This is a genomic window from Paenibacillus sp. sgz302190, from assembly GCF_059820445.1.
Genome location: NZ_JBZYAO010000020.1, coordinates 26,360 through 52,044, shown reverse-complemented (window position 1 = coordinate 52,044; position 25,685 = coordinate 26,360). Strand labels below are relative to the sequence as shown.

Sequence of the window (25,685 nt, the reverse complement as noted above, 5' to 3'; positions counted from 1 at the left end):
CCATATAAATTTTCAATATAGCGATTGGAGTAAATTGAAATGTCTGTTTACGATGATTACCCTGAAAGAAGTACACTCTATCCGCTACAGCTTCGGAATGATAATTCAGAATATATCGAAAGCTTACCGAGCTTTTTACTTAGGCTTGCTAAAGCGCACTGCCTTGATTTCCGGTTATTTCTTAGGAAATACTTACAATTTCATCATACTCAATACAATTTGGCTTTACAATTTAACAAGGTACGTTTAATGATAAGCAAGTTAATTGAATTAACAACCAACGAGCAACTTTCTAGATTATGTTTTAATCAATGGGAATTATGCTTTGATACCCGTGGAATACTCAGGACAACAAGGCAGTGGTGTCCAGAATGTTTGTACCAATGGTCATTAGAAGAAGTTGAACCTTACGAGCCCTTTATTTGGACAATCTCGCAATGCACAATGTGCCTCCTTCACCACGTACCACTACAATCCCATTGCCCTTCCTGTAAAAAAGAGATTTTCTTCTTTCAGAACCAGGATTACGGTGTTTGCCCTTACTGCAATCAAAATCTCATGGAAGTACGAAATAGTAACTTTACCGAAGAAGAAATGTTCCGAAATAAACTTTTACTACAATTTGTTGGTTTAAGTATGACAAATCGTACTATAACCTCTTTTGTTGACCTCCTCCCTGATCTAATATTAAAAATCGGTAATAATAAGCTTTTAGCTAATGTTGTAGGTATTGAAAGTAGTCAAATAACCAGATGGAAAACCGGGGAAAAGTCACCTAATATGGGAAACTTCCTTGCAACATTAATTAACACAAGGGTGAATTTAAATGATTTGTTTGTTGCGCAAAATAATTTGGACGAAGAAGTTGAATCCGTTAAGTTAGTTTTAGAATACGAAAAGATTGAGCATACGCTACTCTCATTTCTTTCCGAAGAAAATCCAAAATCCCTTCGGGTTATCACTAAAGAAATTGGCTTGTCGGTTTACTTTCTCGAAAGGCACTTCCCTCATGTATTGAATAAATTAAAAGAGAAATACAAATTGAAACATCCAAATCTTATTATTCCAAACCAACTAAACTTAAATGAGCTCTTAGAAAAACTCAATGAAGAGTTAAGAAATTCTCAATCATCTTCATTTAAGGAACTTCATTTTAATACTGGATTAAATTCCAAAACGATAATGAAGTATTTCCCGGCAGAATATATCAAACTCAAAGATCTTTACATTTCAAAATCCAAGAAAAACAAAATCTATAAGAGCACCAAAATTGAAGGTGTTACTTACGAGTTATTGTCGAATGAGCTAGATAATGCTATATTAAGAAGTTACGAAAACCTTGAGCCTAATTCATTATTAAAAGTTTCAAATGCACTTGGAGTAAACCAATCAATTTTACGATCACTCTTTCCAGAAAAAAGTGCTGTTGTCTCAGCAAACTATCTAAAAAACAAAAAAAATAAGGGAGAAAAAAGGAAGCACGATGCATGTGAAAAATTGATTAAAATCATAAATAAACTTCACTCAAAAGAAATTTACCCGTCCGTAAAGAATATCAAAAAGGAACATAAATTTTGGTGGGATGAGAAAATGTTATTACTCCATAGAGAAACGTTACAGGAGTTAGGTTATATTATAAAGTAAAATGTACCGTCAGCAATAAAGATATGCAGCATCAACTATTTCTTTGATACTCATATTCTTATGATTAACAAGCTCCCTCGCCAATCTCATTATAATATATTTCTGCTTTGCTGGTTCTTATAAAAGGCAATAGCACTAACCTCTACTATTGATTTACAAATTTGTTTCTAGTCGTGACTGATTTGCTTCAGCAAGCCGAGCTAACACTCTACTATCCCTTAATAAGGCTGCCGATCAATTATGCAGCACCATTAATGAAGCATCTATAATAGTTCAGTAATTGGAAATTTAACTAAATAATAATATAAACGATGCACAGACGGATATGGAAGCATCGTTATTATAGCTTTTTGTTATCTTTTTGTACTTTAAGAGCATTTTTATTACCTATTCGGCAATGGCTCCCTAAATACCTGTAACTTCACATTATTCACTTTCAAATTTCGGTGAGAAGAATGCCTTTTAAAATTTAGATAGGGTGGACAATCTTGTTTTTCAACCGATTATTTTCAATAACCACTTCAGATTTACTCCAAATAAGGCATTCCGCCTTGCAACTCCATGCGAATCAGCCCCAGGACAATAAGTTTGCCATAAGCCGCAAATGGAATAATAAGATTGCCAAAAGTCAATAAAAACAAAACATTATGGTGTAAAAATGCAAATATCAAGAGCTTTAAGAAACAATGCCTCTTCTTTCTTAGATTATGTATTCCACAAAACAGCGTGATAGCAAGTGTTTCATAGGTTGGCACGCTTATGTTTACACTCTTGGCAAACTATTAGGTTAAGTCACATTTCGCCGCCGATGCCCCCGCCGCCGCAGCTCCGCCCGCCACACGTGCGAGAATGGCGCGCTCCGTCTCTTTTTCCATATCGCCTGTGAACAGCCAGCGGGTACCCTGCATGTCCAGCAAAAAAACAATAGAATGGCCGTTCTGCTCCGCTGCCGTCTGCACCTCTTGCCCGGTTCCCGAAAAAGGATGCAAAATGTGCAGGCTCGTATCCGGGTCAATCTGCATCCAGGAACTCTGCTCTGCCGTCAGCAGCGGAATGCGGCGATCCATAGCCGTTGCAAAAAGCTTAGTTATCCCGGCATTAGGCTTCACCGTACCGTTAAACAAAAAATTCCGCACCGGAACCTGCTCGATGACCGCCTGCAAACCTCCGCTATGATCCGCGTCCTCATGTGTCAGAACAAGTAGGTCAAGCTTGTGTACGCCGCGTTTTTTAAGCAGCGGAACGAGCAGCTTTTTGCCGACCTCATACGGATCTTTCCGCTCCTTCCACTCCTCCCCGGGTTTGCGGAAACTCAACGTGCCGCCACCGTCAATCAGCAGATGACGGCCGTAAGGAGTGCGGATCAAAATGCTGTCCCCCTGCCCCACATCGATAAATTGCACAAGTCCTGACCGGTTGAACCGCTCGGGCGTATAGCCCATGTAGAGCAGCAACACAAGGCCGGCTGTACTTAGAGCAAGACACAGAGTTAACCGGATCTTCTTTCCGTCTGAGGCGGCCGCCGGGTTCAATGAGAAGCCGGGATCTTCGCCGCTCAGCTTTCTTCGTTCATGAAGAAGCAAATACGTCACAATAAGCAGACCGTAAAATGCCGCAATCCAAACCATGCTCGGAGTCGGCCAAATCATTTTGAACTGGCGAAACTGCCGCAGCTCATCCGTAATCCAAAACACGCCTTTATTCAGCCACGAAAGCAGCCAACCGATTCCTTGGCCTGCCGGCAAATATACGAGCCCGGACGCAAGAGCCACGATTCCTGCCGGAAAAACCACCATGCTGATGACGGGAACAAGGAAAGCATTTGCGACCCAGGACAGCAGCGAGAACTGGTTGAAATAATAAATCGAGATCGGAAAAGAAATAAGCTGCGACACGATCGTAATGGACATCGTATTTCTAAGAGCACCGGATGTAATGAACTTTTGCAGCAAAAGGTTGACTCTTTGAACGCCGACAATAAGTCCGATCGTCACCAGAAAGGAGAGCTGAAAGCTGACATCAAGCAAATAATAAGGATTGACAAGCAGCATGAACCAGGCAACGATCGCCGTAATATGCAGCGCATCCTTCACGATTCCGCGCCTGACCGCATACAAAGCGACAATCGCCATCAGGCCTGCCCGTACAATCGAAGGCGAAGCACCCGTAACAAGAACATAGAAAGGCATGAGCAGCATTGCGATCAGCAAATACGTTTCTTTTGTCAAACGCATTTTTTTCATGATCCAGATGCAGACGCCGAGAAAAATAGCGACATTTAGCCCCGAAATCGCCAAAATATGCGTCAGACCGAGCTCCGAAAACTGCTGGAAGCGGTCAGGATCAAGATCGTCCAGCATGCCGATCAGCATGCTTTTCATAAACCCTGCCTCAGCCGCAGGGAAAATAAGATCCATACGCCTGCCCAGGGCGTCGCGCAAATCGTCGTTGAGGCGCAGCAACTGGACGACGCTAAAGCGCAGCTTGGCAGGCTCGACCTGCGCCTGATCCGCTCCTTTGGCTGTAAGCAGCCAATGGATGCGGTGAAGGCGCAAATACCGGCGGTAGTCGAAGCCGCCGAAGTTGCGTTCCACGGACGGGCTGCGCAGCGTCCCGTGCAGCGTCAAGGCGTCGCCGCGCCGCCAGCTCGCCGCCTGTGCCTGCTGCTCTTGCCGGAGCAGGCGCAGCGAAACCTGCACGCTTTCCCCGCCCAGCGGGAAAGCGTCCGCGCCCTGGAAGCGGATATCCTCCGCTTCCACGGTAAAGCTGGCCCTGTCGCCGTCGACGGAGACAGGGCTGGCGATGCGGCCGCGCAGCGTGACCTCGCTGCCGTCGATTTGCTCCTGCTTCAGCCCTTGCTGAAGCAGGGCGGACACATTGCGCTGGTCGGTCCAATGGAAGTAGCCCATGGCTGCTCCGACCAGCAAAAGCGCACACACCGGCAGCCGTCCAGGCAGCCGGAGCGCAAACACCCCTGCTGCCGTACACAACAGCAGCAGGCAGGCGGTCAAGGATAACCAAGGCAGCTTCGCGTACATCGCGAGCACATAACCGGTTATCCACAGACAGCATCCTAGAACAACCGGGCGATTCATGCGGACATCACTCCTATTTTTCAAATGATTTATGGCCGCTATCCCTGCGGCTCAGGGGGTACATGACGCTTCATCGACAAATGTACGCAGCTTCAGCCGCCTAATCGATCGTTTCGTAAATCCGTTGTGCTCATATTCCGTAGAACAGGACTTTCCGCCAATGAAACGTTCAGTTAGCTTGATCTGCCGCGTAACGCGACCCGATCGCGGCCTGGTCGTGGCCGCCTGGCGCAATCGTGACGGCGGCCGACTACAAAGTATCAACGCGCTTCGTCTTATGATCGCTATCCCCTTCGCTCATGGTTGTGGATTGGGCAGCTATCGGCATTACCTAACCCGCCCCTCCCCGCCATGAGTACCTCAATGCCCCACGCCGGGTGCTGCACAGCGGGTTGTCGAAACCATGGTACTCCGCTTTCGCCTCTTTCTAGCAGAATAGTACTCTTGCAGTACCTCAATGCCCCACGCTAGGCGTGCACGACAGGTGGTCGATCCACGGGTATCAGCTTTTACCTCGTTTCAGCGGAACAGCACTTTGCTGCCCGCACGCGAGCTCCCAACGCAACATAGCCGTCGCACTTAATCATACCTACCGAGCCTCGAGCCTCTTCTGAGTAAAAGGGATAGCGCCCATAAGAAGTGCTGGGCAAGTATGGCTCGGTTGATTCGCCTTTACCCCACTCCAATGGACATCATCACGTCTGACTGGGAAAGCAGACGGTTCCGTATTGCCGCCTACATTGGGAAGTAAAGACAGGCGGTTCAGACCGTAATGCTGCACTCATTCCTATAGCACCTTCAATCGCCTGAGCGAAGTTCTCCCAAGCGCGGTATAGCATTGCATAACGGGGGCCATACGCAATCGGCAGCTCCCCGGGCTCCTTCCTGAGCCAAAGGGAGAGTGCGCATAGGAGGCGCAGACCGGAACGGTTCCAACAAAAAAAAGCACCTCCTTCCGCGCGACGTAACGTCGGCTGCGAAAAGAGATGCTTTCTCTTTTTTGCCATTTCAAATCTTTAATTCACAACTTCGGACAGAGTACCCTGCGGAGGCTCGTAGCTTTCCATTTCCCGAAAAGCGATGCCTCTGGCTTGCATCAGGCCGCTTACTTTCTCGCTGTCTTTCGGGTAACCGCGATGAAACACGATTTCCGTCACTCCGCTGTTGGCGAGCATGTTCGCGCAAGTCCAGCACGGCTGATCGGTTACGTATACGGTCGAGCCCTCACGGTCTTCCCTGTCGGTAAAGAGGAGCAAGTTCTGCTCGGCATGAATCGTGCGGATGCAGCGCTGCTTGCGGACCATTTCCTCCTTCTCGCCGACCACTTTCAGTTCGATTTCCTCAACGAGCATGCAGCCGGCTTCGCTGCAATCGGGTACCCCCATCGGAGCCCCGTTATAGGCTGTTCCGAGCAGCTTTTTGCCCTGAACCAGCACAGCGCCTACATGCCTGCGGCTGCATTGGGAACGGGTCGATGCCATATACGCGATATCCATAAAATAAGTGTCCCAATCCTTGCGGGTGCTCATTGGCCTTGTCTCGTCTCCTTCTTACGCTTGGCTCGCTTTGATCGCTTGATCCAAATCGTAGAGTATATCGTCGATGGCTTCCGTACCGATGGAAAGCCGAATCATGCCCGGCGAGACGCCGGCCGAAATTTGCTCTTCCTCACCGAGCTGCTGATGCGTCGTGCTGGCCGGATGAATGATCAGCGACTTGGAATCGCCGACATTCGCCAAATGCGAAAACAGCTTCACGGCATTAATGACCTTCCGCCCGGCTTCCAGGCCGCCCTTAATGCCGAACGTGAGAATCGCTCCCTGGCCTTTAGGCAAATATTTTTGCGCCAGTTCGTAAGATGGATGGCTCTTGAGGCCGGCATAGTTAACCCACTCGACAGCATCGTTATTCTCCAAAAACTCCGCGACCTTCAAAGCATTGGAGCTGTGGCGCTCCATGCGCAGATGCAGCGTTTCAAGACCTTGCAGCAGCATGAACGAGTTAAACGGCGAAATCGCGGCTCCCATATCCCGCAGCAATTGCACGCGTGCCTTGATAATATAAGCGATAGGGCCGACTGCCGCCGTATAGACGACACCATGATAACTTGGGTCGGGTTCCGTCAATCCGGGGAATTTGCCGCTTGCCTGCCAGTCGAATTTGCCTCCGTCCACGATAACGCCGCCGATCGATGTGCCGTGGCCGCCGATAAACTTCGTAGCCGAGTGAACGACGATGTCTGCACCGTGCTCGATCGGGCGAAGCAAATAAGGGCTTGGGAACGTATTGTCCACAATCAGAGGAATTCCGTGCTCATGCGCGATTGCGGATACCGCTTCGATATCCAGTACGTCGCCTTTCGGATTACCGATCGTTTCAGCGTAAAGAGCCTTCGTCCGGTCTGTAATCGCCGCCCGGAAATTTTCGGGATTGCCGGGATCTACAAAATTGACCTTGATGCCCAGTTTCGACAATGTCGTGGAAAATAAATTATAAGTGCCTCCGTACAAGCTCGATGCGGAAACGATTTCATCTCCGGCACCGGCAATATTCAGGATGGAGTATGTAATAGCTGCCTGACCCGAGGCAGTCGCAAGCGCCGCAGGCGCGCCTTCCAGCGCAGCGACCCGCTTTTCGAATACATCGGTGGTCGGATTCATCAAACGCGTATAAATGTTGCCAAATTCTTTAAGCGCAAACAAATTCGCGGCATGCTCCGTATCGCGGAAACCATAGGATGTAGTTTGGTACAGCGGGACTGCGCGCGACATCGTTGTCGGGTCCAGTTCTTGTCCTGCATGCACGGCAAGCGTTTCGATACTTAATTTGCGTTCGTTAGACATTGAGTCATCCCCTTTTAGGTAATCTTTCCCTTATTATTTTCGCACACTATTCGACAAATGAAAAGATTGCTATAGTTTTCCCGCATAGACGTAGGGTTTCAATTTTTCAAGCATCTTTTTGCCGATGCCTTTAACTTCAGCCAGTTCCTCGACTTTTTGAAACCGCCCCTTTTTCTCCCTGTATTCCAGAATCGCTTTCGCTTTGCTGGCTCCGATGCCCGGCAGTTCGTCCAATTGCTCCAGCGTAGCCGAATTCAGGTCTAACAAGCCGTTTTTTGCAGCAGCGGGAGCCGCGGAAGGCGAAGGATATGCAGCATCGGGCTTCGGCTCCAAGGTCGGGCCGGCAGCCGGGGAAGATAAGGCAGGTGACGATGGAACAGGCGTTGGCGCAGGTGAAGATGGCGGCGTGCTGCTGCGCGGTGCGGGGCTTGGCGCCGTTTGGGCAAGCAGTTCCTTCATTTGATCGTTGACAGGAACAAAATTCGTTTGAATCGCGGAACGACCCCCAATCGCAAACTGCCATATCGTATATGCCAGTAAAACTATAGAAATGGAAGATAGAGTGATTATAACGCCCTTTTTGCCAAATAAACCCACGAATTCTCCCCTTTCCGGTATCATTGGTTGTTTGCAAGCATATACATGAAAAAACATCATAACGCCTTAATTGGCATGTGCCCAGCTCTATCCAACTTTGTGACAAGCAACATGGATACCAGGGTGACTGAACTTTTTCCGGGAGGGATTTCTAGATGAAGGCAGGATTCATCGGTACTGGGAGTATGGGAAGCATATTGATAGAAGCATTTATTCATTCCGGCGCATTTAATCCGGAACAAATCATTGCGGCGAACCGCACGGCAAGCAAAGCGGATCGGCTGGCGGAGACGTATCCGGGGCTTCAGATCGCCCGTTCTAATAAAGAAGTCGTACAGCAAAGCGAAGTCATTTTTTTGTGCATTAAGCCTGGAGAGTACAAAAAGGTTATCGATGAAATCAAAGAGGACGTGCTTCCGTCCCATTTTGTCGTTTCTATTACGAGCCCGGTTCTCTTGCGGCATCTGGAAAGCAATCTGCCGGCAAAAATCAGCAAAATTATCCCAAGCATTACGAATTACGTGCTCAGCGGGGTGACCTTGTGCATTCACGGCAACCGGATGCAGCCCGAGGATAAGGAATGGCTTGAAAATGTGCTGGCGCACATCAGTTCCCCTATACGGGTGTCTGAAGACTATACGCGGATCTCTTCGGATATATCCAGCTGCGGTCCCGCATTTCTATCGTATTTCATCCAAGCTTTCATTGATGCCGCCGTAGAGGAAACCGGAATTTCCAAAGAAGAAGCAACGCTCCTTGCCAGCGAAATGGTGCTGGGCACCGGAAAGCTGCTGACGACGGGAGGCTTTGACCCTGCAGGCTTGCAAAAACGCGTATCCGTACCTGGGGGCATCACCGAGGAAGGTTTGCGTATTATGGACGCCACGGATTTGTCCGGCATGTTCACTCAGATGATTCGCGCGACCCACGCCAAATATAAAGAAGACCTCGAGAAGGCCGAGCTGCTGTTTGCAATTGAGCCGTGACCTTCCCGAGGGCCGCTTCTAATGAGGAGCAATTCCTCCGTTAACCTGCAACGATATTGACGAGTTTTCCTTTAACGACGATGACTTTGCGAACGGTTTTGCCGGCGGTCGTTTCTTTGACTTTGTCAAGATCCATCGCCAATTGCTGCATAGCCGCTTCTTCCGTATCCTTGGAAATCAGCACGCGGTCGACAATTTTGCCGTTGACTTGAACAACGATTTCAACTTCGTTGTCAACTGTCCAAGCTTCGTCGTAGGAAGGCCATGGCACATAGGTGATGGACTCGCTGCCGCCAAGCTTCTCCCAAAGCTCTTCCGCCAAGTGCGGTGCGATCGGGGACAGCATTTGAACAAAGTTTTGCATCGCTTCGAGCGGCAGACGCTCGGTCTTATAAGCCTCGTTGACGAAAATCATCAACTGGCTGATCGCCGTATTGAACCGCAGGGCTTCGTAGTCCTCGGTTATTTTTTTGATCGTGCGGTGCCATGTGCGCTTGAACGTATCGCTGCCAAGCGTTTCCCCGGCGCTGATTTTCGGATGAACGCTGCCGTTCTCGTCCACGAACAATCTCCAAACGCGGTTCAGGAAGCGGTAAATTCCTTCGACGCCCGTCGTGTTCCACGGCTTCGTCGCTTCGAGCGGCCCCATGAACATTTCGTACATGCGCAGCGTATCCGCGCCGAATTCGCCGACGATATCGTCCGGATTGACGACATTGCCGCGGGATTTACTCATTTTCTCCATATTTTCGCCGAGAATCATGCCTTGGTTGACGAGCTTGTGGAACGGCTCCTTCGTATGGACAACCCCGAGGTCGTACAGCACTTTATGCCAGAAACGGGCATACAGAAGGTGAAGAACCGCGTGCTCGGCGCCGCCGATGTACAAGTCGACCGGCAGCCATTGCTGCTGCTTGTCGTGGGAGCACAGCTCCTTGTCATTGCGCGGATCGATGAAGCGCAGGTAGTACCAGCAGCTGCCGGCCCACTGCGGCATCGTATTCGTCTCGCGGCGGGCTTTCATGCCTGTCTCGGGATCGATCGTGTTGACCCACTCCGCGACGTTCGCCAGCGGCGATTCGCCCGTTCCGGACGGTTTGATTTCGTCCACTTCCGGAAGCAGCAGCGGAAGCTGATCCTCCGGCACCGGCTTCATCGTGCCGTCTTCAAGATGGAGAATCGGGATCGGCTCTCCCCAATATCTTTGACGGCTGAACAGCCAGTCTCTCAGCCTGTAAGTAACTTTGCCGCGGCCTTTGCCGTTTTGCTCCAGCCATTCGATCATCCGGCCGATCGCCTGCTCGTTGTTCAAGCCGTTCAGCAGCTCGGAATTGACGTGCGCGCCGTCACCGGCATACGCTTCCTTCTGCACATCGCCGCCCTGCACGACTTCAATGATAGGCAGTTCGAATTGCTTCGCGAATTCCCAGTCGCGCTGGTCATGGCCCGGAACGGCCATAATCGCGCCTGTGCCGTAGCCGCCGAGCACGTAGTCGGCAATCCAGATCGGCACCTTCGCGCCGTTAACCGGATTGATCGCATAAGCGCCCGTGAATACGCCGGTTTTGTCCTTGGCCAAGTCCGTGCGCTCCAGATCGCTTTTGCGCGCCGCCTTGTCCTGATATTCTTTGATTGCGGCTTCTTGCTCCGCAGTCGTAATCGCCGCCACAAGCTCATGCTCAGGCGCAAGTACGCAGTAAGTGGCGCCGAACAGCGTATCGGGACGCGTCGTAAAAACGGTCAGGCTGCGGTTGTCATGCCCATCGATCGCGAACTGCACTTCGGCGCCCTTGGATTTGCCGATCCAGTTGCGCTGCATGTCCTTGATGCTTTCCGACCAGTCAAGCTCCTCCAGGTCTTCGAGCAGGCGCTCCGCATACTCGGTAATTTTCAAAATCCACTGGCGCATCGGCTTGCGGATAACCGGATGGCTGCCGCGTTCGCTGAGCCCGTCGATCACTTCTTCGTTCGCCAGCACCGTGCCGAGCGCCGGACACCAGTTGACCGGAACTTCGTCGACGTAGGCGAGCCCTTTTTTGTACAGCTGGATAAAAATCCACTGTGTCCATTTGTAATACTCCGGATCGGTCGTGCTGATCTCGCGGTCCCAATCGTAAGAAAAGCCGAGCGATTTGATTTGACGGCGGAACGTGTCGATGTTCTTGTTCGTGAACTCGCGCGGGTCGTTCCCCGTGTCCAAAGCGTACTGCTCGGCCGGCAGGCCGAACGCGTCCCAGCCCATCGGATGCAGGACGTTGTAGCCTCTCATCCGCTTGAAGCGGGAGACGATATCCGTCGCCGTATAGCCTTCCGGATGCCCGACGTGCAGACCCGCTCCCGACGGATACGGGAACATGTCAAGGGCGTAAAATTTCGGTCGGTCCGAATTTTCAAGCACTTTGAACGTTTTCTTGGCATCCCAGTACTGCTGCCATTTGGGCTCGATAGCGAGCGGGTTGTAGCCTTGCTGTTCTCTTGTTTCTTTGATCTCCTGCGACATGTCCAAATCCTCCCAGCCTGCATGCTTTGCAGGCATGATTAAAGTGCGCTTCGGGGGCCTCCCGTAAGCGCCAAAAAAACCCCCCGTCGCTAGCGCAATCGCTAGGGACGAGAGGTTAGATTCCCGTGGTACCACCCTAGTTAACATCAGGCGTGCTTCGCCCATGTTCACTCTGCCCCTTAACGCGGGTGAGACGATCCGGCTAGCACCGCCGGCCTCCTAAAGACCTCATGCGATGGTTCACCTTCCAGCTCGGAGGCGAGTTCGCTTGGCTAGCATCTGCCGGCTTTCACCTGATACCGGCTCTCTGGTAGATGCTGCGGGAAGCTACTATTCCTCGTCAAAGCTTTTAACCAATCCAATTAGCTATGATTATATGCAAAAAAATGCAGCTCTGTCAAGTAGGCCGGCCGATATTAGGCCGATGCCCGGCGATGTCCGCCTGGCCGCCTATTTGCGCGCCGCGAAAAAAGCCCGCTCCGTTCCGCGCCGCGGCGGCTCCCACGCAAAATCGGCCGCTTCCTGAACGTCGCTGAATCCTGCCGCCAGCAGCTGCTCCTTGATCCAGGACAACGGATAGGCACGTTGAGCATGCACTTCATCGATGCGGCGGAAGACGCCGGGGACTTGCCCGTCCCGAACAAAAATGGTCAGGTCATGCTCGATCTGCATCCGGCTTTCGTCCAGCTCGCTCGTCCAGATGTAGGAAACATCGTCCTCGTTCAGAAAAAAAGGCTGCGTATCGGCATAAGCGATCAGCTGCTCGGGGGTGTGTACATCAAACAGGAACAGCCCGCCCGGCTTCAACCCTTGGTACGTTTGCCGGAAAGCTTGAATGATATCCTCTTCCTCCAGCAAATAGTTCAAGCAGTCGCAGAACGAAATAGCGGCATCCGCCTGCTCAGCCAGCTCCCATTCGCGCAAGTCCTGCTGTACCCACGCCAGCGCGCCGTTTCTCGCCAGCGCTCCGTGCCGCTCAGCCTTCTGCTGAGCAACGGCAAGCATGTCGTCCGACAGGTCGATGCCCGTCACCCGGTATCCTTCCAATGCGAGCGGAATCGCCAAGTTGCCTGTGCCGCAGCCCAGGTCAACAATCGTAACCGGATGCAGACCGTACCGCTTCCAGCCCTCTCTCGCAAAACGAAGCCAATCCCCGTACGGCATGTCCTCCATCAAACGATCGTACGTATAAGCAAACCCTTCGTAACTCATCCTGCTCTTACGTCTCCTCTTGTTTCAGATGGGTCCAGTTTTCCTGCTGATAGATGAGCCCTTCCTTCATCAGCTTGCCAAGCGCCCGCTTGAAAGCCGATTTGCTCATGCCGAAGCGGGCGGCTATCGTATCCGCCGCCGTCTGGTCGGAATACGGCATCGCGCCGCCCGGCCGTTCGCGCAAAAAGGCGAGGATGCGCTCCGCGTCTTCGTCGCGCCCTTTTTCCTTCGGCAGACGCATCGACAAATTGACGCGGCCGTCCTCCTCGCGGACGAATACGACCCGCACATTGACCTGCTCGCCTACGCGCAGCAGACGCGGCCGCTCCGGCGCGGCGATCATGCCGATGATGCCGAAGCCCAGCACTCCCGCATCGCAGACGACGAACGTCCCCATCTGCAGCGGCTTATACACTCTGGCGTCGACATAGCGGTTCTTCCAGGCGGAAGGAGCGCGCACGCACAGCGGCGCCAAGTCTTCCTCGGCGGCGAGCTTGGCGATCAGACGCCCCTGACGGTCGTGGGCTAAAGTGGCGTACACCTTGTCCCCGACCAAAGGGCGGAGCGTCTCCAACTCAGGCACATGTTTGTAGGGTAGAAGCAAGTTCCGCCCAAGCCCCACTTCGAGAAAATAGCCGAAACGGGGATGGATATCGACGACTTCCAGCAGAGCGACCTCGCCCAGCAGCAGAAGCGGGCGTTTCATCGTCGCCATCAGGCGGTCCTGCGTATCGTGGAACAAAAACACTTCTACGCGTTCCCCGGGCTTCACCAGGCCTGCCGTCTCTCCGTAAGGGAGCAGCACGTCCTGATTGCCGTCGGTCAAAAAATATCCGTTAGGCGGAATTTCTCTCGCGACCTCAAGGCTGACTAGCGTTCCCGCATTCATGCTCATACGCGTTCCACAACCTTGGCGTCGGACCATAATCTCTCGATGTTGTAATATTCGCGGTCATCGCGGTGGAATACGTGAAGAACAACATCACCCAGATCCAGCAGCACCCATCTTGCGGTATCGACTCCTTCATAGCCTCTGATCCGCACGCCGTGCTCCTGCGCTTTTTTTCTGGCTTCGGTGGCAATTGCCTGCACTTGGGTCTCCGAATTGCCGTGGCAAATGACGAAGTAATCGGCGACGAGCGAAATGCCCTGCAAATTCAGCGCCACTACGTTCATCGCCTTTTTATCCTCCGCAGCTTCCACCACTAAAGCCATAATTGCTTCTGGGGTCATGCTCATTCCATCATCCTCCTATAATTGATTGTTTGCTTGCGTCAACAAATCGTTGCGGGTTAATATCGTTAACGGATAAATCCGTTTGCCTTTTGTCAAAAGAAAGCCGATCGTCGAATCGAAGCCGGCGACCAGCGCCTTTTCAAGACTATGTTCAGCGATTTCGCGAATATTATGCACGCCCGGAAAATCGCGTCCCGGCTCGATATAGTCGGCCAGGCAAACCACTTTGTCCAGCAGCGTCATCCGCTCCCGGCCGGACGTATGATAACGGATCGCGTCCAGAACTTCCTCATCGTCCACGCCGAACTCCGTTTGCGCGATAAAAGCGCCTGCGTGCGAATGCCAAAGCTCCTTGTCATAATCGAGCAGGTCTTGTGGAAGCCCGTTTTCCCGGATCATGTTCGCCTGCTCCTGAATCGGCCAATATTTGCAGTAATCGTGCAAAATCGCCGCCAAATCCGCTTTCACCGGATCGGCGCCGAACCGCTCGGCCAATCGAACCGCGGTTTCCATGACGCCCAGCGTATGCAGCCAGCGCTTCTCGGGCATCTGTTCTTTGACCGCCTCGATAAGCTGCTCACGACTCCGATTCATATAAACCGTTCACCTCCATGTAAGCATGCACGGCATCCGGAACGAGGTAGCGCACGGAGCCTCCCGCCCGTATTTCTTCCCGGATGGCCGACGATGAAATTTCCACCAGCGGCATCGGCACGATCGTAACCCTCTCCCGGATGTGCGGCGGAAGAACTTCCATATCCAGCTCGTAGCCCGGTCTTGCCAGACCGATGAAGCGGATGCGGCTTACGATATCGTCAATGCGGTGCCACCTCGGCAAATATTCGACCATATCCGCTCCGACAATGTAGGCGAACTCCGCTTCGGGATGCCGCTCGCACAGCAGTTCGATCGTATCGATACTATAGGATACGCCGCCTTTCGTAATTTCAACATCAATCGCACGAAAAAAAGGATTGCCCTCCGCCGCCAGGCATACCATGCTCCAGCGCTGCTCCGCCGTCGCCGCCGGCGCATTCGGCTTATGCGGCGGCACGTTCGCCGGCATCAGCCACACTTCGTCCAGTCCTGCTCCAACCCTCGCCCGCTCCGCCGCGATCAAATGACCCGTATGAATCGGATCGAAGGTGCCTCCCATGATTCCGACCAGCATGCTCCCACCTCTTTAAACGGGCAGCTCGATCTTTTTATGATCCCGCGATTCCTTGTACAGCACGATAATTTTTCCGATAACCTGCACGAGCTCGGCGCCTGATTTCTCCGACAGTTCGATGCCTACCTCGCCCCGGTCCTCCCCGCTGTTGTTGAGCACGGTCACTTTGATCAGCTCCCTGACTTCAAGCGCTTCCTGAATATGGCGGATCAAATGATCGTTAACTCCGCCTTTGCCGACTTGAAAAATCGGGTCCAGGTGGTGCGCCAAAGACCGCAAATAACGTTTTTGTTTACCAGTTAACATGCTAAAAGCCCCTCTATTCTTGTTCGGCTAACGATTGCTCGACGACCTGCCTCATCGCTGCGACGGGAGCAGGCGTGCCGGTCCAGTATTCAAATGCGTAAGCCCCTTGATAAATAAACATGCCGAGCCCGCCGTGAATGCGGGCTCCTCGCGCTTCCGCTTCGCGGAGGAAGCGGGTAATGCGCGGATTGTAGATCAGGTCGCTGGCCAGATGCCGCTCCGCAATGAGCTCCGCGGGCATCGGCAGCTCCTCGACGTTCGGATGCATCCCCGCCGAGGTCGTATTGACGATCAAATCCGCTTCGCCGGCGATCCCAGCGAGCTCGTCAAGCCCCAGCCCGGCGGCTTGCGTGAACGCGCCGAGCGTCGCCGCCAGGCTAACCGCCCGCTCTTTGGTCCGGTTCGCGATCAAAATACGGGCCGCGCCTTCCTTGGCGAGCGCGTATCCGACGCCTCTGGCCGCTCCGCCCGCGCCGAGCAAAATAACGGTCTTGCCCCGAAGATCGACGCCCGTCTCCTCTTTCAAGGAACGGACGTAGCCGATGCCGTCGGTATTGTAGCCGACCAGCCGGCCTCCGTCGTTAACAATCGTATTGACAGCGCCGATCACCCTAGCGCCTTCATCGATCTCGTCCAAGTACTGCATCACTTCGACCTTGTGCGGTATCGTTACGTTCACGCCGCGAAAGCCGAGCGCCCGGATGCCGTACACGGCCTCTTTCAGTTCCTCCGGACGAACGTGAAAAGCAGCGTAAGCCGCGTTGAGCCCAGCCTCACGAAAAGCTCTGTTCAGCATAATCGGCGAACGCGAATGCCGAATCGGATCCCCAAAAACGCCATACAGCACGGTATGGCTGTCCAATGTCCGGTTATTCTCCATCATATCCCCCTTATCAGGCATAAGCTATATCAGCGACTCGCGCGCAATAACTTTCGTCCCCTTGGGCGCATGAACCGCCAATTCCGCTCCGGCGTCGCTGTTCACTTTGATCCAGCCGAGCCCCGAAATGAGCACATCCATGCGCGTGCCCCGCGGAATGCGGATCGGGTGCTTGACCAGCTTCGGAAGCTCGTCCAAATCCTCCTTGGCCGGCGGAACCAGCATTTCTCCCCTATGGTTCGTGTACAGCTCGTCGGCGCGCTCCAGCTTCGTCCGGTGAATCTGGATCGCATTGGACATATAGCAGGTAAACGATTGGTGATCTCCGCGAATAAAATCAAACCGGGCCAGAGCGCCGAAAAACAGCGTCTGTCCGTCGTTCAGCTGAAACACCGTCGGCTTCACCGGCTTGCCCGGCATCACTTTGGACAAGTCCCGTTTTGTAATAACCTCGGTCAGCCTGTGCGTGTATACGATTCCCGGCGTATCTATGATGGATTTGCCGTCGTCCAGCGGAATTTTGACCAAATCCAGCGTCGTCCCCGGATATTGCGAAGTCGTAAGCTCCGCTTCCAAATCGCTGTAATCGGCGATCAGGCGGTTAATCAGCGTCGATTTCCCGACATTCGTCGCGCCGACGACATAGATGTTCCGGTTGCCGCGATGCTGCTGGACCGCTGCGATCACCCTGTCAAAGCCCATATTTTTTTTAGCGCTGCAGAGCACGATTTCCACAACTTTCAGACTGTGCTCCTTGGCCCGCCGCTGCACCCAGTTAATAATTTTGTTCGGGTTCGTCACTTTGGGCAAAAGGTCTATTTTATTCACGACCAGCACGATCGGATTATTGCCGACAAAACGCGACAAGCCGCTGATCATGCTGCCTTCAAAATCGAATATATCGACGATATTGACGACCAGCGCGTTCTTTTGCCCGATTGAGCCAAGCAGCTTCAAAAAATCGTCCTGCTGCAAAGTCATGCTCGACGCTTCATTATAATGTTTGATCCGGTAACAGCGCTGGCAAATAATCGGCTCTTTCTGAAAAGCCTCCACCGGCACGTATCCGAGCTTCGCCGGCTCTTCGATCTGCAGCTCGACGCCGCAGCCTGCGCAATGCATAATTTCTTCCTGACTCATGAATCCTCCCTAAGACTGTTTGTTCATTAGCGATAACGCCAACTTCTCGATGCGGCGGTTAATTTTCGTGAAAAAGCCTTCATCCCCGATTGAAATCGGCTTTACGAGAATCGTATAGAGCCCCATCCGGTTGCCGCCGAGCACGTCGGTCAGCATTTGATCGCCGATCACGGCGGTTTGCCTGACGTTCGTTCCGAGCAGCTTCATCGCTTTGAGAAACGAGACGTTCGTCGGTTTTTTGGCCTGGTAAATAAAGGGGATGCCGATAGGATCGGCAAAAGCCGAAACGCGGCTGCGGCGATTGTTCGAGACAATGACCACTTTAAAACCGAGCTGCTGCACCCGCTTCAGCCATTCAATCAGCTCCGGAGTTGCGTGCGGATCCCGCGCCCCTACGAGCGTATTATCAAGATCCGTAATAATTCCGCGGACTCCGAACCCCCAAAGATGCTCGAAATCTATATCGTAAATCGAATTCACGGACTGTCTGGGCACGAGCTTTTTCAGCAAACGATTTCCCTCCAAATAGTTCCTCTACATATACGTGAAACTATACCATAGTGCCCGATTTGTTGCAAAAAAATAGTAGAGCGTTTCCCCGCCCGCGGCACATGAAGGCCACCCGCCAGGTTGGCGAGTGGCCCGCTAGGAGTCTCCCAGATTATTTCATCTGTTCTTTGATTCTGGCGATCGTTTGAGCGGCAGTCAAATAATCGCTCTCCGTGGAAGCGGCCTGGCTGTATTTCGCCTGCTCGAACAAATGCAGCAGCGCGTCCAGATCCGCCTTCAGCCATGTGCTTTGCGCCGTCCAGCGGAGAATCGCCTCGCGGATCGTCTCATGCTCCTGGCGCCGGTAGCCTTTGCGCCTGCTGAAACGCTGCAGCTTTTCGAAGTCCGCAACAATTTTTTCATTGAAATTGACGGCCTGCTGCTTCCTTTCGTCGGATGTCCCTATTTTCAAGACGCCCTTTTTCACAAGCAAATACACAGCCGCTGCGAGCACAACCAGCAGAATGGCTCCCGCTACGGCCAGTTTCACCCATGGAAAGCTTGCTTTGCTTTCGGCTACGGGCGTTTCGCTGATAGTGGTATCGATGGCCGGAGTAGCCGTCGGCACAGGCTGCGCCTCGGGATACACGTTTGGAAGCCTGAACCCGGACGTCGGCTCGAACGAAATCCAGCCGTAGCCCTCGAAATAAATTTCGACCCAGGAATGGGCGTCGGAATTTCTCACCGTGTATGTGCCTGCGCCGTCCACATCGACGTTTTGCATATACTGGCTGATCGCTCCGAAGTCGCGCAGCTCGTCAGGCATTTGAGCCGTGCCGGAGGTGTACCCTTTTACCCAGCGCGTAGGCAGGCCGATCGAACGGGCGAGCACGGCCATCGCGGTCGAGTAGTAATCGCAGTATCCCTGCTTAATTTCGAACAAGAAGCGGTCTGTGAAATCTTTGCTTTTGCCTTTGCTTTCGTCCGGCGTATTCGTATACGGATACGTTTCGTTCAAATATTTTTCAAGCAGCCGGGCTTTGTCGTAGGCATTGTTTCCCGTTTTCGTTATATCGGCGGCCAACTGCTTGACGCGGGCGGGAAGGTCGGCGGGAAGCTGCAAATATTCGCTCCAGTCCGCCCTCTGCAAATAGTCGACATTCACCTTGCGCAGGCCTTCCTCGTCGAGGATCGCTTGCTGGCTGACGATTGTATACTCCTTCGGATAAGCGCCCTCGCCGTTAAAGCGCAGCTCGGACTGCCTGGGCGACCAGAGAAGAAGGTGAAACGGATTTTCGCCTTTGTTGATTTCCGCGACTTTTTGAATCGGAAAGCCGCCGAACAGCACCGGGTACGCTTCCTCTTTTTCCATGACGATGTCCTGCGTCACTTCCTTGGTCTGCAGCAGCGACGTATTGAACCGCGGATCCTGCCGCAAATTGCCGGCATTGACGTAGCTGACCGGGAGCTTTTTCTCCGCATCGCTCATTTCCCAGCCCGATCCGTTGTACAACGCTCTGGTTTCCCCGCGGAAATAGGTCCGTTTGGAAGCGACGACGGTCATGACCGGCGAATAATCGTACCGGAAGCCGCCGCCCAATTTCGAATCGTCCCGGCTGTAGCCGGATGAGGCGTCCGCCGTCGACGCCGTTACGCTGACCCCTTTGCCGAGCAGCGGAACAGCCTCGCCGCGGCTTTTTTTCCAGGCCGTATACGGATCCGTCAGCAGCGGATCGATGGAAGGCGCAAGCGCTCCGACGAACACCGTTACGGCAACGATCAGCACGATGGGCAGGCCGATGGAGGAAGGATACTCGCTGATCGCTTCCCAAATGACCGGTGCGCGGTGCTTTAATCCGTTGAAATGCTGAATGACCAGCAAGGACAGCCCGCAGAACAGCACCATCGCGACTTGCGGCCACAAATAAAACACGCTGAAAGAATCCCGCACGGCGAAAAACAGCACGCTGACTACGATTAGCACAAAGATGCGGAACCTGGACTGGAAGAAATGCATCGCCGCCAAATAAGCCAGCCATGCCGCCAAACCGAACCAGATAAAGGGCTCGATCTGGCTTGTATTTTGAGCCGCAAATTGCCATAACGTTTCCAAAGACTTGATTTTTACAGGGACAAAGTGATAATTCAGGTACAAGCCATGCCAAACGATAATAAGCAGCAATTGGATGACGCCGCGCCAAACTTTGTGCAAGCCGGGAACAAAGTACGCCAGCCCGGTCACAACCAAAGTTCCGCTGACGAGGGCGACAGTTTCTTTCAGCCAGATGACCTGCTCCAGCTGAATCCACAATACGTATTGGTACAAGAAAAGCCCGGTCAAAAGCGCCGTCATCCGCTGCGGCCAATCGGTCAGCAATATTCGTCTCCAACGGGAATTACGCATACCGCTTCGCTCCCCCCAGCAGGTTAGGCAGATCGGCCAGTTGGCCGATCTCGTAACCCGTATATCCTTGGGACCGGACCTGCCCCAGCCAATCGGCCGCCTCTCCTTCGCCCGGCGCCTGCTTGGCGGGCGCGGCCGGAGGAGCCGTATGAATCCACATATGGCAAGGGTTCATTTGCAAATGATGGACTTGATGCAGCAGCTGTATCATCGGCGCGTCGTGCTGCGGCGAAACGATGACAAAAAAGCAGCCTGGCGGAAGCTGGCGCGAACGGTCTTTCACGATGTTCCCAAGCGAATAAAAGCCGTCTGGTTCGATGCCGACAAGATGATTCATAATTTGCTTGTGATGATTCTGGCTTTGTCTCGGTTCGAAGTAAGCCGCTTCCTTCCCGGTCGACAGCAAGCCCAGCGCCAGATCGCGGCTGGAAGCGTAGCGGAACAGAGAAGCGGTCACCGATACCGCCAGCTCGAATTCGGCGGCATTCCGGTACGCACGGCTGGAACGGTCGAGCAGAACGATCGTCTTCGGCAGCGATTCCCGTTCGAACTCTTTGGATTTCCACGTTCCGGTCTTCGCCGTCGCTCCCCAATGAATCCGCGACAGGCGGTCCCCGTAAATGTACTCGCGCACGCCGTTGATCTGCGTCGTTTCGCGGTGAGCGCGGGTAGTCGTGGAATGGTGCTGCAGCCCTTTGAGCATTTGATGAAACTGCACCCATTCGCGGATCGGCACGGTTTGCGGGTAAACGACAACCTGCTGCTGAAGTTCCAGACGTCCTTTATGCTCGAAAAAGCCGAAAATATCTTCCGTGAGGCACTCCGTCAGCCCGAAGCGGTACAGCCCGCGCCGCAAAGGAGGCGTGCTGTACACAAGCTCCCCTCTGCGTCTCCAGTCCGGAACGAGCGTTCCCTCAAAAACCGTTTCTTCCCCGTTCTGCCTGATTAGTTGATCGCGGATCATCACATAAGGAATTGGCCAAAAGCCGGGGATTTGCACATGAATGCCAACCTGCAGCGTTTGTCCGGCATCGAGCTCGGCGAGCTGCTCGGAGCCCGCCAGCTTGCGGGAGCCCTGCGTTCTCTTCACTCCGCTCCAATTTCCCAGCAGCAAATATACGGATAAAATCAAGACGGTTAAAAAAAGCATGGCGGCCAGCTTGCCGCCTTGAAAAAGCAAAAAAAGCAAACTGCCGGCCAAGCAAAAAGTCACGATCCACAAGCCTGTCGGAAAACGTGGCCGTTCCCCCGTCCGCCCTATGAACAGTCGGTTCATGCGGCTCACTTCTCCAATCGTACCGGCACGCGAACCTGCTCGAAAATCGATTGCAGAACAGAGGTGACGGTCGCTCCGTCCATGCGGGCTTCGGATTGAAGTATCATTCTGTGCCCGAGAACGTAAGGAGCCAAATATTTAATGTCGTCAGGAATTACATATTCTCTTCCGTTCATGAACGCATAAGCTTTGCAGGCGAGCACAAGCGATAAAGTGGCGCGCGGGCTCGCTCCCAAAAATACGGATTTATGCTCCCTCGTTTTCCTCGCGATCGCAACGAGATAGTCGGCTACCGCTTCATCCATGTGCACGTTCCGCACTTTGTCCTGCATATCGAGCACCTGCGCGGTATCCGCGACGGGTTCCAGCGATTCCATCGGATTCGCCTTGCTCTGCGTGGCGATCATCCGCTTCTCCGCAGCTTCATTCGGATAGCCGAGGCTGAGCTTGATCATGAAACGGTCGAGCTGCGCTTCCGGCAGCATGTAGGTGCCTTCAAAATCGATCGGATTTTGCGTAGCCAGCAGCAGGAATGGCGACGGAAGCTCATGCAGGTCCCCGTCCACCGTAATGTGCCGTTCTTCCATAGCTTCCAGCAGCGCCGATTGCGTCTTGGTCGTCGCCCGGTTGATTTCATCGACCAGCAAAATATGGGTCATAACCGGACCCGGCCGGAACAAAAACTTCTCCTCTTTAGGATGGTATATGGAAACGCCTGTAATATCGGATGGCAATAAATCCGGATTGCATTGAATTCGGCGGAACTGGCCTTCGATCGAGCGGGCCAAAGCTTTGATGAGCACGGTTTTGCCGGTGCCCGGAACATCCTCGAGAAGCACATGCCCGCCGGCCAGCAGGGCAGTCAGCAGCAGGTCGATCTCTTCCGTTTTCCCCAGAATGCAGGCTTCCAAATTCGCTTTCAAGCGGGCTAATATTTCTACGTGTCGTGGCGTGACAGTTTCCATGTGTGATCCTCCCTAGAGTTTTACGTCAGTAAAGCTAGCTTCGTAAGCATAGCTGAATTCTGCGGTAGAAAAACTAAATTTGTAAGCATTACTGAGTCCTGCGTCAGTAAAACTAATATCGTAAGCATGCTTCTGTAAAATAGAACGAACAAGTTTTATGAAAAGCTTATTTTTCAGACTGCTGTAAGACTCACACGCCAGGAGATGGTCCAGCCCAGTTGCTTGGCAGCACGCGTGAAGAAAACCTGCAAAAATGCAGTTTTTTGCTCGTTGATACGCTAACCAACAAATATTCCTGCAAATGTGCAGTTTTTTCGCGAGCACTTGAGCTTCAGACCCATTTTGACCGGGAATTCCTGCACAATTGCAGGCTTTTCCTCAAAAATGGACCACATGCGTAGAAAAGCCTGTACTTTTGCAGGTTTTCGGTTTGCGAGGCCGCTTTACGGGTGGGTGGTTTGCGCTAACGATTAGGGTTGTGCGGGTGGCCGCGCCAACGATTAGATCTATGCTTGGGCTGCGCCAACAATCAGGGATTCGCCTGGGCTGTGCCATCGATTAGGGCTTCCCTTCGGACGCGCAACGGTCAAGGCTTTGCCTGCGTTGCGCCAACGACCAGGCTTTGCCTCGGCTGCGCCATCGATCAAGGATTCCCTTCGGTTGCGCCAACGACCGGGGATTCGCCCGGGTTGTGCCATCATTCAAGGATTCCATTCAGCTGCCCCAATCAGAGCGTCGTGGTTTTCCCTGGCAGTCTGATTTTTGCTGCTTGTTCCAGCGGAATTAGTCGTAATTACTTGAAAATCTAGGTAAAAGGGCTTAATTCCAGTTTACAAGATTCTTTTTCTTGCGTATACTTGTAAATTCTCTAAATTTGTTTGTAAACAATAACCATTTTGCACCGGCGGCCGGAGCAGTTATGCGTTTCTCGGGCGGAGCAGTTATGCGTTTGGCGGGGGAGCAGTTATTCGTCCGGTGGGTGGAGTTACTTTTGTGCATATCCCCCGCTAAGATCCCCTGCCGGACTCCTATTGTAATTAGACGCCAAACAAGCCTCAACGGTTTCATCCGTGAGGCTTTTCTCGGGCAAAACTTTTTATCCTTTGGGCTTGACCAGCACCGCGGCCAAAAATGAAAAAATAATCGCCGCCGAAATGCCGGCGCTCGTCACTTCAAAAATGCCGGTGATGATGCCGATGGCTCCGTCTTTCTGCATTTCCTCCAGCGCTCCGTGCACAAGCGCATTGCCGAAGCTCGTAATCGGCACCGTAGCGCCGGCGCCGGCGAAATTGATCAAAGGCTCATAAATCCCGCAGCCGTCCGCGATAGCGCCCAGAACGACAAGTATGCTCATCGTATGAGCGGGACTCAGCTTGCCGACATCGATCAGCAGCTGTCCGATTACGCAGATGGCGCCGCCTACAAGAAAGGCCCATACAAAAGTCATCTCTATCTCCCTCCTGACTCGATAGAAACCGCATGCGCGATACAGGGGATGCTCTCTCCCTGCTGAAAAGACAGCGGCGACAACAGCGCACCCGTCGCCACGACAAGCACCCGCTTCAGCTCGCCTTTCATGATGCGCTTGAGCAAATGGCCGTACGTGACGGTCGCCGAGCAGCCGCAGCCGCTTCCGCCGGCTTGCACCGACTGCTTTTCCCGATCGTAAATGATGAGCCCGCAATCGTCGAACTGGGTCTGCTCGATCGGAAATTGGTGCTTTTCAAACAGCTCCCTGGCGATGTTCAGTCCGACCGATGCCAGATCGCCGGTAACGATCAGGTCGTAGTACCCGGGCTCCCGGCCCAAATCGCGGCAGTGAGCCTGGATCGTATCCACCGCGGCGGGGGCCATGGCCGCTCCCATATTGAACGGATCTTTGATCCCCATATCGACGATCCGGCCGATTGTAGCCGAGGTGACGACGGGACCGTCGCCTCTGGGAGCGAGAACGGCGACCCCCGCGCCGGTCACCGTGTACTGCGCCGTCGGCGGCTTCTGTGAGCCGTACTCTGTCGGATAGCGGAACTGCTTCTCCGCCGTGCAGTTATGGCTGCAGGTGCCCGCCATGACACGGTTCGCGGCGCCGGAGTCGATCAGTTGGGCGGCCAGCGCCAGCCCCTCCATCGAAGTCGAGCACGCACCGAAAATGCCCAGATACGGGATAGCGAGTGTGCGCGCGGCAAACGTGTTGGAGATGATCTGATTCATCAGATCGCCTCCGACATAGAACTGCACCTGGCCGCCGGTAATTCCGGCATAGTCGAGAGCCCGCTGCGCGGCTTCTTCCAGCAAAGCCCGCTCCGCCTTTTCCCACGTTTTTTGCCCGAGGGTCAAATCGCCGTGAACGATGTCGAAATCTTCGCTGATCGGGCCTTGCCCCTCTTCAGGTCCGACAACGGTCGCCGTCGCGATGATAACGGGCCGTTTTTCAAAAATCCAGCTCTGATGTCCTTTCAGCATACGTCATCCCCCTATGCCCAAAATCAGATGCACGAGACCGACGAAAAAAGCGGCGACCGTTCCGAACACGATCACCGAGCCCGCCAGCTTGAACATGCTGCTGCCTACGCCGAGCACCAGTCCTTCGGACTTATGCTCAATCGCCGCGGAGCACATCGAGTTGGCAAACCCTGTTACAGGCACGGCCGTACCCGCTCCCGCCCATTGCGCCATTTTGTCGTAAACGCCAAAACTGGTCAAGATAACGGAGATAATGATAAGGACAGCCGATGTCGGGTTGCCCGCCGTTTTCTCCGTAAAGCCGCAGCGGATAAATATTTGCATCAGGCATTCACCGATAAGACAGATCGCGCCGCCTACCAGGAAAGCGCGGATGCAGTTTTGCAGCACCGGTCTGGGGGGCTCCTTTTCCTTGGCCAGCCTTTGGTATTCCTGCTGCGTCATGGTCATATTTTTTTTCTTGTTGTCTGCCATGCGT

At 53.1% G+C, this 25,685-nt stretch carries 23 protein-coding genes and 1 other annotated feature; of the genes, 2 read left to right on the top strand and 21 right to left on the bottom strand.

What is annotated here, in order from left to right:
• Window positions 1-39: 39 nt before the first annotated feature.
• Entirely contained in the window at window positions 40-1,644 is a 1,605-nt protein-coding gene (locus AC6RNO_RS21560) for a TniQ family protein (RefSeq protein ID WP_497106695.1), read from the top strand.
• Window positions 1,645-2,171: 527 nt separating this feature from the next.
• Here the strand turns inward: AC6RNO_RS21560 and AC6RNO_RS21555 are convergent.
• The 5 genes from AC6RNO_RS21555 to AC6RNO_RS21535 form a co-directional block, all read right to left on the bottom strand.
• Entirely contained in the window at window positions 2,172-2,399 is a 228-nt protein-coding gene (locus tag AC6RNO_RS21555) for a hypothetical protein (RefSeq protein WP_497106694.1), read from the bottom strand.
• Between the two features lie 27 nt (window positions 2,400-2,426).
• On the bottom strand, window positions 2,427-4,739 hold the full coding sequence (locus AC6RNO_RS21550; protein ID WP_497106693.1) for a ComEC/Rec2 family competence protein: 2,313 nt from the start codon (window positions 4,737-4,739) through the stop codon (window positions 2,427-2,429).
• A gap of 1,016 nt (window positions 4,740-5,755) precedes the next feature.
• Window positions 5,756-6,268 (bottom strand): deaminase, encoded by a 513-nt coding sequence (locus AC6RNO_RS21545; protein ID WP_497106692.1) that lies wholly within the window; start codon window positions 6,266-6,268, stop codon window positions 5,756-5,758.
• 21 nt (window positions 6,269-6,289) lie between these two features.
• Window positions 6,290-7,582, bottom strand: coding sequence for a homocysteine synthase (locus AC6RNO_RS21540; RefSeq protein ID WP_497106691.1), 1,293 nt, complete (start codon window positions 7,580-7,582; stop codon window positions 6,290-6,292).
• A gap of 69 nt (window positions 7,583-7,651) precedes the next feature.
• Window positions 7,652-8,179 carry a ComEA family DNA-binding protein gene (locus tag AC6RNO_RS21535; protein WP_474683408.1) on the bottom strand — a complete coding sequence of 176 codons (528 nt, stop codon included), beginning with the start codon at window positions 8,177-8,179 and terminating at the stop codon, window positions 7,652-7,654.
• Window positions 8,180-8,334: 155 nt separating this feature from the next.
• On the opposite strand from AC6RNO_RS21535, the gene comER reads away from it, so the two are divergent.
• Complete coding sequence (gene comER, locus AC6RNO_RS21530) at window positions 8,335-9,165, top strand: late competence protein ComER (RefSeq protein ID WP_497106690.1); 831 nt, start codon at window positions 8,335-8,337, stop codon at window positions 9,163-9,165.
• A gap of 40 nt (window positions 9,166-9,205) precedes the next feature.
• On the opposite strand, the gene leuS is transcribed toward comER, so the two are convergent.
• The 16 genes from leuS to spoVAC form a co-directional block, all read right to left on the bottom strand.
• A complete protein-coding gene (gene leuS, locus AC6RNO_RS21525; RefSeq protein ID WP_497106689.1) occupies window positions 9,206-11,665 on the bottom strand; it encodes a leucine--tRNA ligase in 2,460 nt (819 codons plus the stop codon).
• 100 nt (window positions 11,666-11,765) lie between these two features.
• Window positions 11,766-12,018: a binding site (T-box leader), on the bottom strand.
• A gap of 97 nt (window positions 12,019-12,115) precedes the next feature.
• Complete coding sequence (locus AC6RNO_RS21520; protein WP_497106688.1) at window positions 12,116-12,877, bottom strand: methyltransferase domain-containing protein; 762 nt, start codon at window positions 12,875-12,877, stop codon at window positions 12,116-12,118.
• Between the two features lie 7 nt (window positions 12,878-12,884).
• Complete coding sequence (locus tag AC6RNO_RS21515) at window positions 12,885-13,772, bottom strand: S1-like domain-containing RNA-binding protein (protein WP_497106687.1); 888 nt, start codon at window positions 13,770-13,772, stop codon at window positions 12,885-12,887.
• Window positions 13,769-14,116 carry a ribosome silencing factor gene (gene rsfS / locus AC6RNO_RS21510; protein ID WP_474683403.1) on the bottom strand — a complete coding sequence of 116 codons (348 nt, stop codon included), beginning with the start codon at window positions 14,114-14,116 and terminating at the stop codon, window positions 13,769-13,771. The genes AC6RNO_RS21515 and rsfS overlap by 4 nt, the downstream gene beginning before the upstream one ends.
• 12 nt (window positions 14,117-14,128) lie before the next feature.
• The gene (gene yqeK / locus AC6RNO_RS21505; RefSeq protein WP_497106686.1) at window positions 14,129-14,707 is read right to left on the bottom strand and encodes a bis(5'-nucleosyl)-tetraphosphatase (symmetrical) YqeK; all 579 of its coding nucleotides are present in this window, start codon (window positions 14,705-14,707) and stop codon (window positions 14,129-14,131) included.
• Window positions 14,691-15,284: a nicotinate-nucleotide adenylyltransferase gene (locus tag AC6RNO_RS21500; protein ID WP_497106685.1), complete on the bottom strand. Its 594-nt coding sequence runs from the start codon at window positions 15,282-15,284 to the stop codon at window positions 14,691-14,693. Before AC6RNO_RS21500 ends, yqeK begins: the two co-directional genes overlap by 17 nt.
• 12 nt (window positions 15,285-15,296) lie before the next feature.
• Window positions 15,297-15,590 (bottom strand): ribosome assembly RNA-binding protein YhbY, encoded by a 294-nt coding sequence (yhbY, locus tag AC6RNO_RS21495; protein ID WP_497106684.1) that lies wholly within the window; start codon window positions 15,588-15,590, stop codon window positions 15,297-15,299.
• A gap of 13 nt (window positions 15,591-15,603) precedes the next feature.
• Window positions 15,604-16,470 (bottom strand): shikimate dehydrogenase, encoded by an 867-nt coding sequence (locus AC6RNO_RS21490; protein WP_497106740.1) that lies wholly within the window; start codon window positions 16,468-16,470, stop codon window positions 15,604-15,606.
• A gap of 24 nt (window positions 16,471-16,494) precedes the next feature.
• Window positions 16,495-17,610, bottom strand: coding sequence for a ribosome biogenesis GTPase YqeH (yqeH, locus tag AC6RNO_RS21485; protein WP_497106683.1), 1,116 nt, complete (start codon window positions 17,608-17,610; stop codon window positions 16,495-16,497).
• 9 nt (window positions 17,611-17,619) lie between these two features.
• A complete protein-coding gene (locus AC6RNO_RS21480) occupies window positions 17,620-18,120 on the bottom strand; it encodes a YqeG family HAD IIIA-type phosphatase (protein WP_474683398.1) in 501 nt (166 codons plus the stop codon).
• A 151-nt stretch (window positions 18,121-18,271) separates the two neighbouring features.
• Window positions 18,272-20,503, bottom strand: a complete 2,232-nt coding sequence (locus AC6RNO_RS21475; RefSeq protein ID WP_497106682.1) for a transglutaminase domain-containing protein — start codon at window positions 20,501-20,503, stop codon at window positions 18,272-18,274.
• The gene (locus AC6RNO_RS21470; protein ID WP_497106681.1) at window positions 20,496-21,779 is read right to left on the bottom strand and encodes a DUF58 domain-containing protein; all 1,284 of its coding nucleotides are present in this window, start codon (window positions 21,777-21,779) and stop codon (window positions 20,496-20,498) included. Before AC6RNO_RS21470 ends, AC6RNO_RS21475 begins: the two co-directional genes overlap by 8 nt.
• 5 nt (window positions 21,780-21,784) lie before the next feature.
• On the bottom strand, window positions 21,785-22,744 hold the full coding sequence (locus tag AC6RNO_RS21465) for an AAA family ATPase (protein ID WP_497106680.1): 960 nt from the start codon (window positions 22,742-22,744) through the stop codon (window positions 21,785-21,787).
• 1,096 nt (window positions 22,745-23,840) lie between these two features.
• Window positions 23,841-24,191, bottom strand: a complete 351-nt coding sequence (gene spoVAE, locus AC6RNO_RS21460; RefSeq protein ID WP_497106679.1) for a stage V sporulation protein AE — start codon at window positions 24,189-24,191, stop codon at window positions 23,841-23,843.
• A 2-nt stretch (window positions 24,192-24,193) separates the two neighbouring features.
• Window positions 24,194-25,207: a stage V sporulation protein AD gene (gene spoVAD / locus AC6RNO_RS21455; RefSeq protein ID WP_488435547.1), complete on the bottom strand. Its 1,014-nt coding sequence runs from the start codon at window positions 25,205-25,207 to the stop codon at window positions 24,194-24,196.
• Window positions 25,208-25,210: 3 nt separating this feature from the next.
• Window positions 25,211-25,681, bottom strand: coding sequence for a stage V sporulation protein AC (gene spoVAC / locus AC6RNO_RS21450; RefSeq protein WP_474683392.1), 471 nt, complete (start codon window positions 25,679-25,681; stop codon window positions 25,211-25,213).
• Window positions 25,682-25,685: the final 4 nt, after the last annotated feature.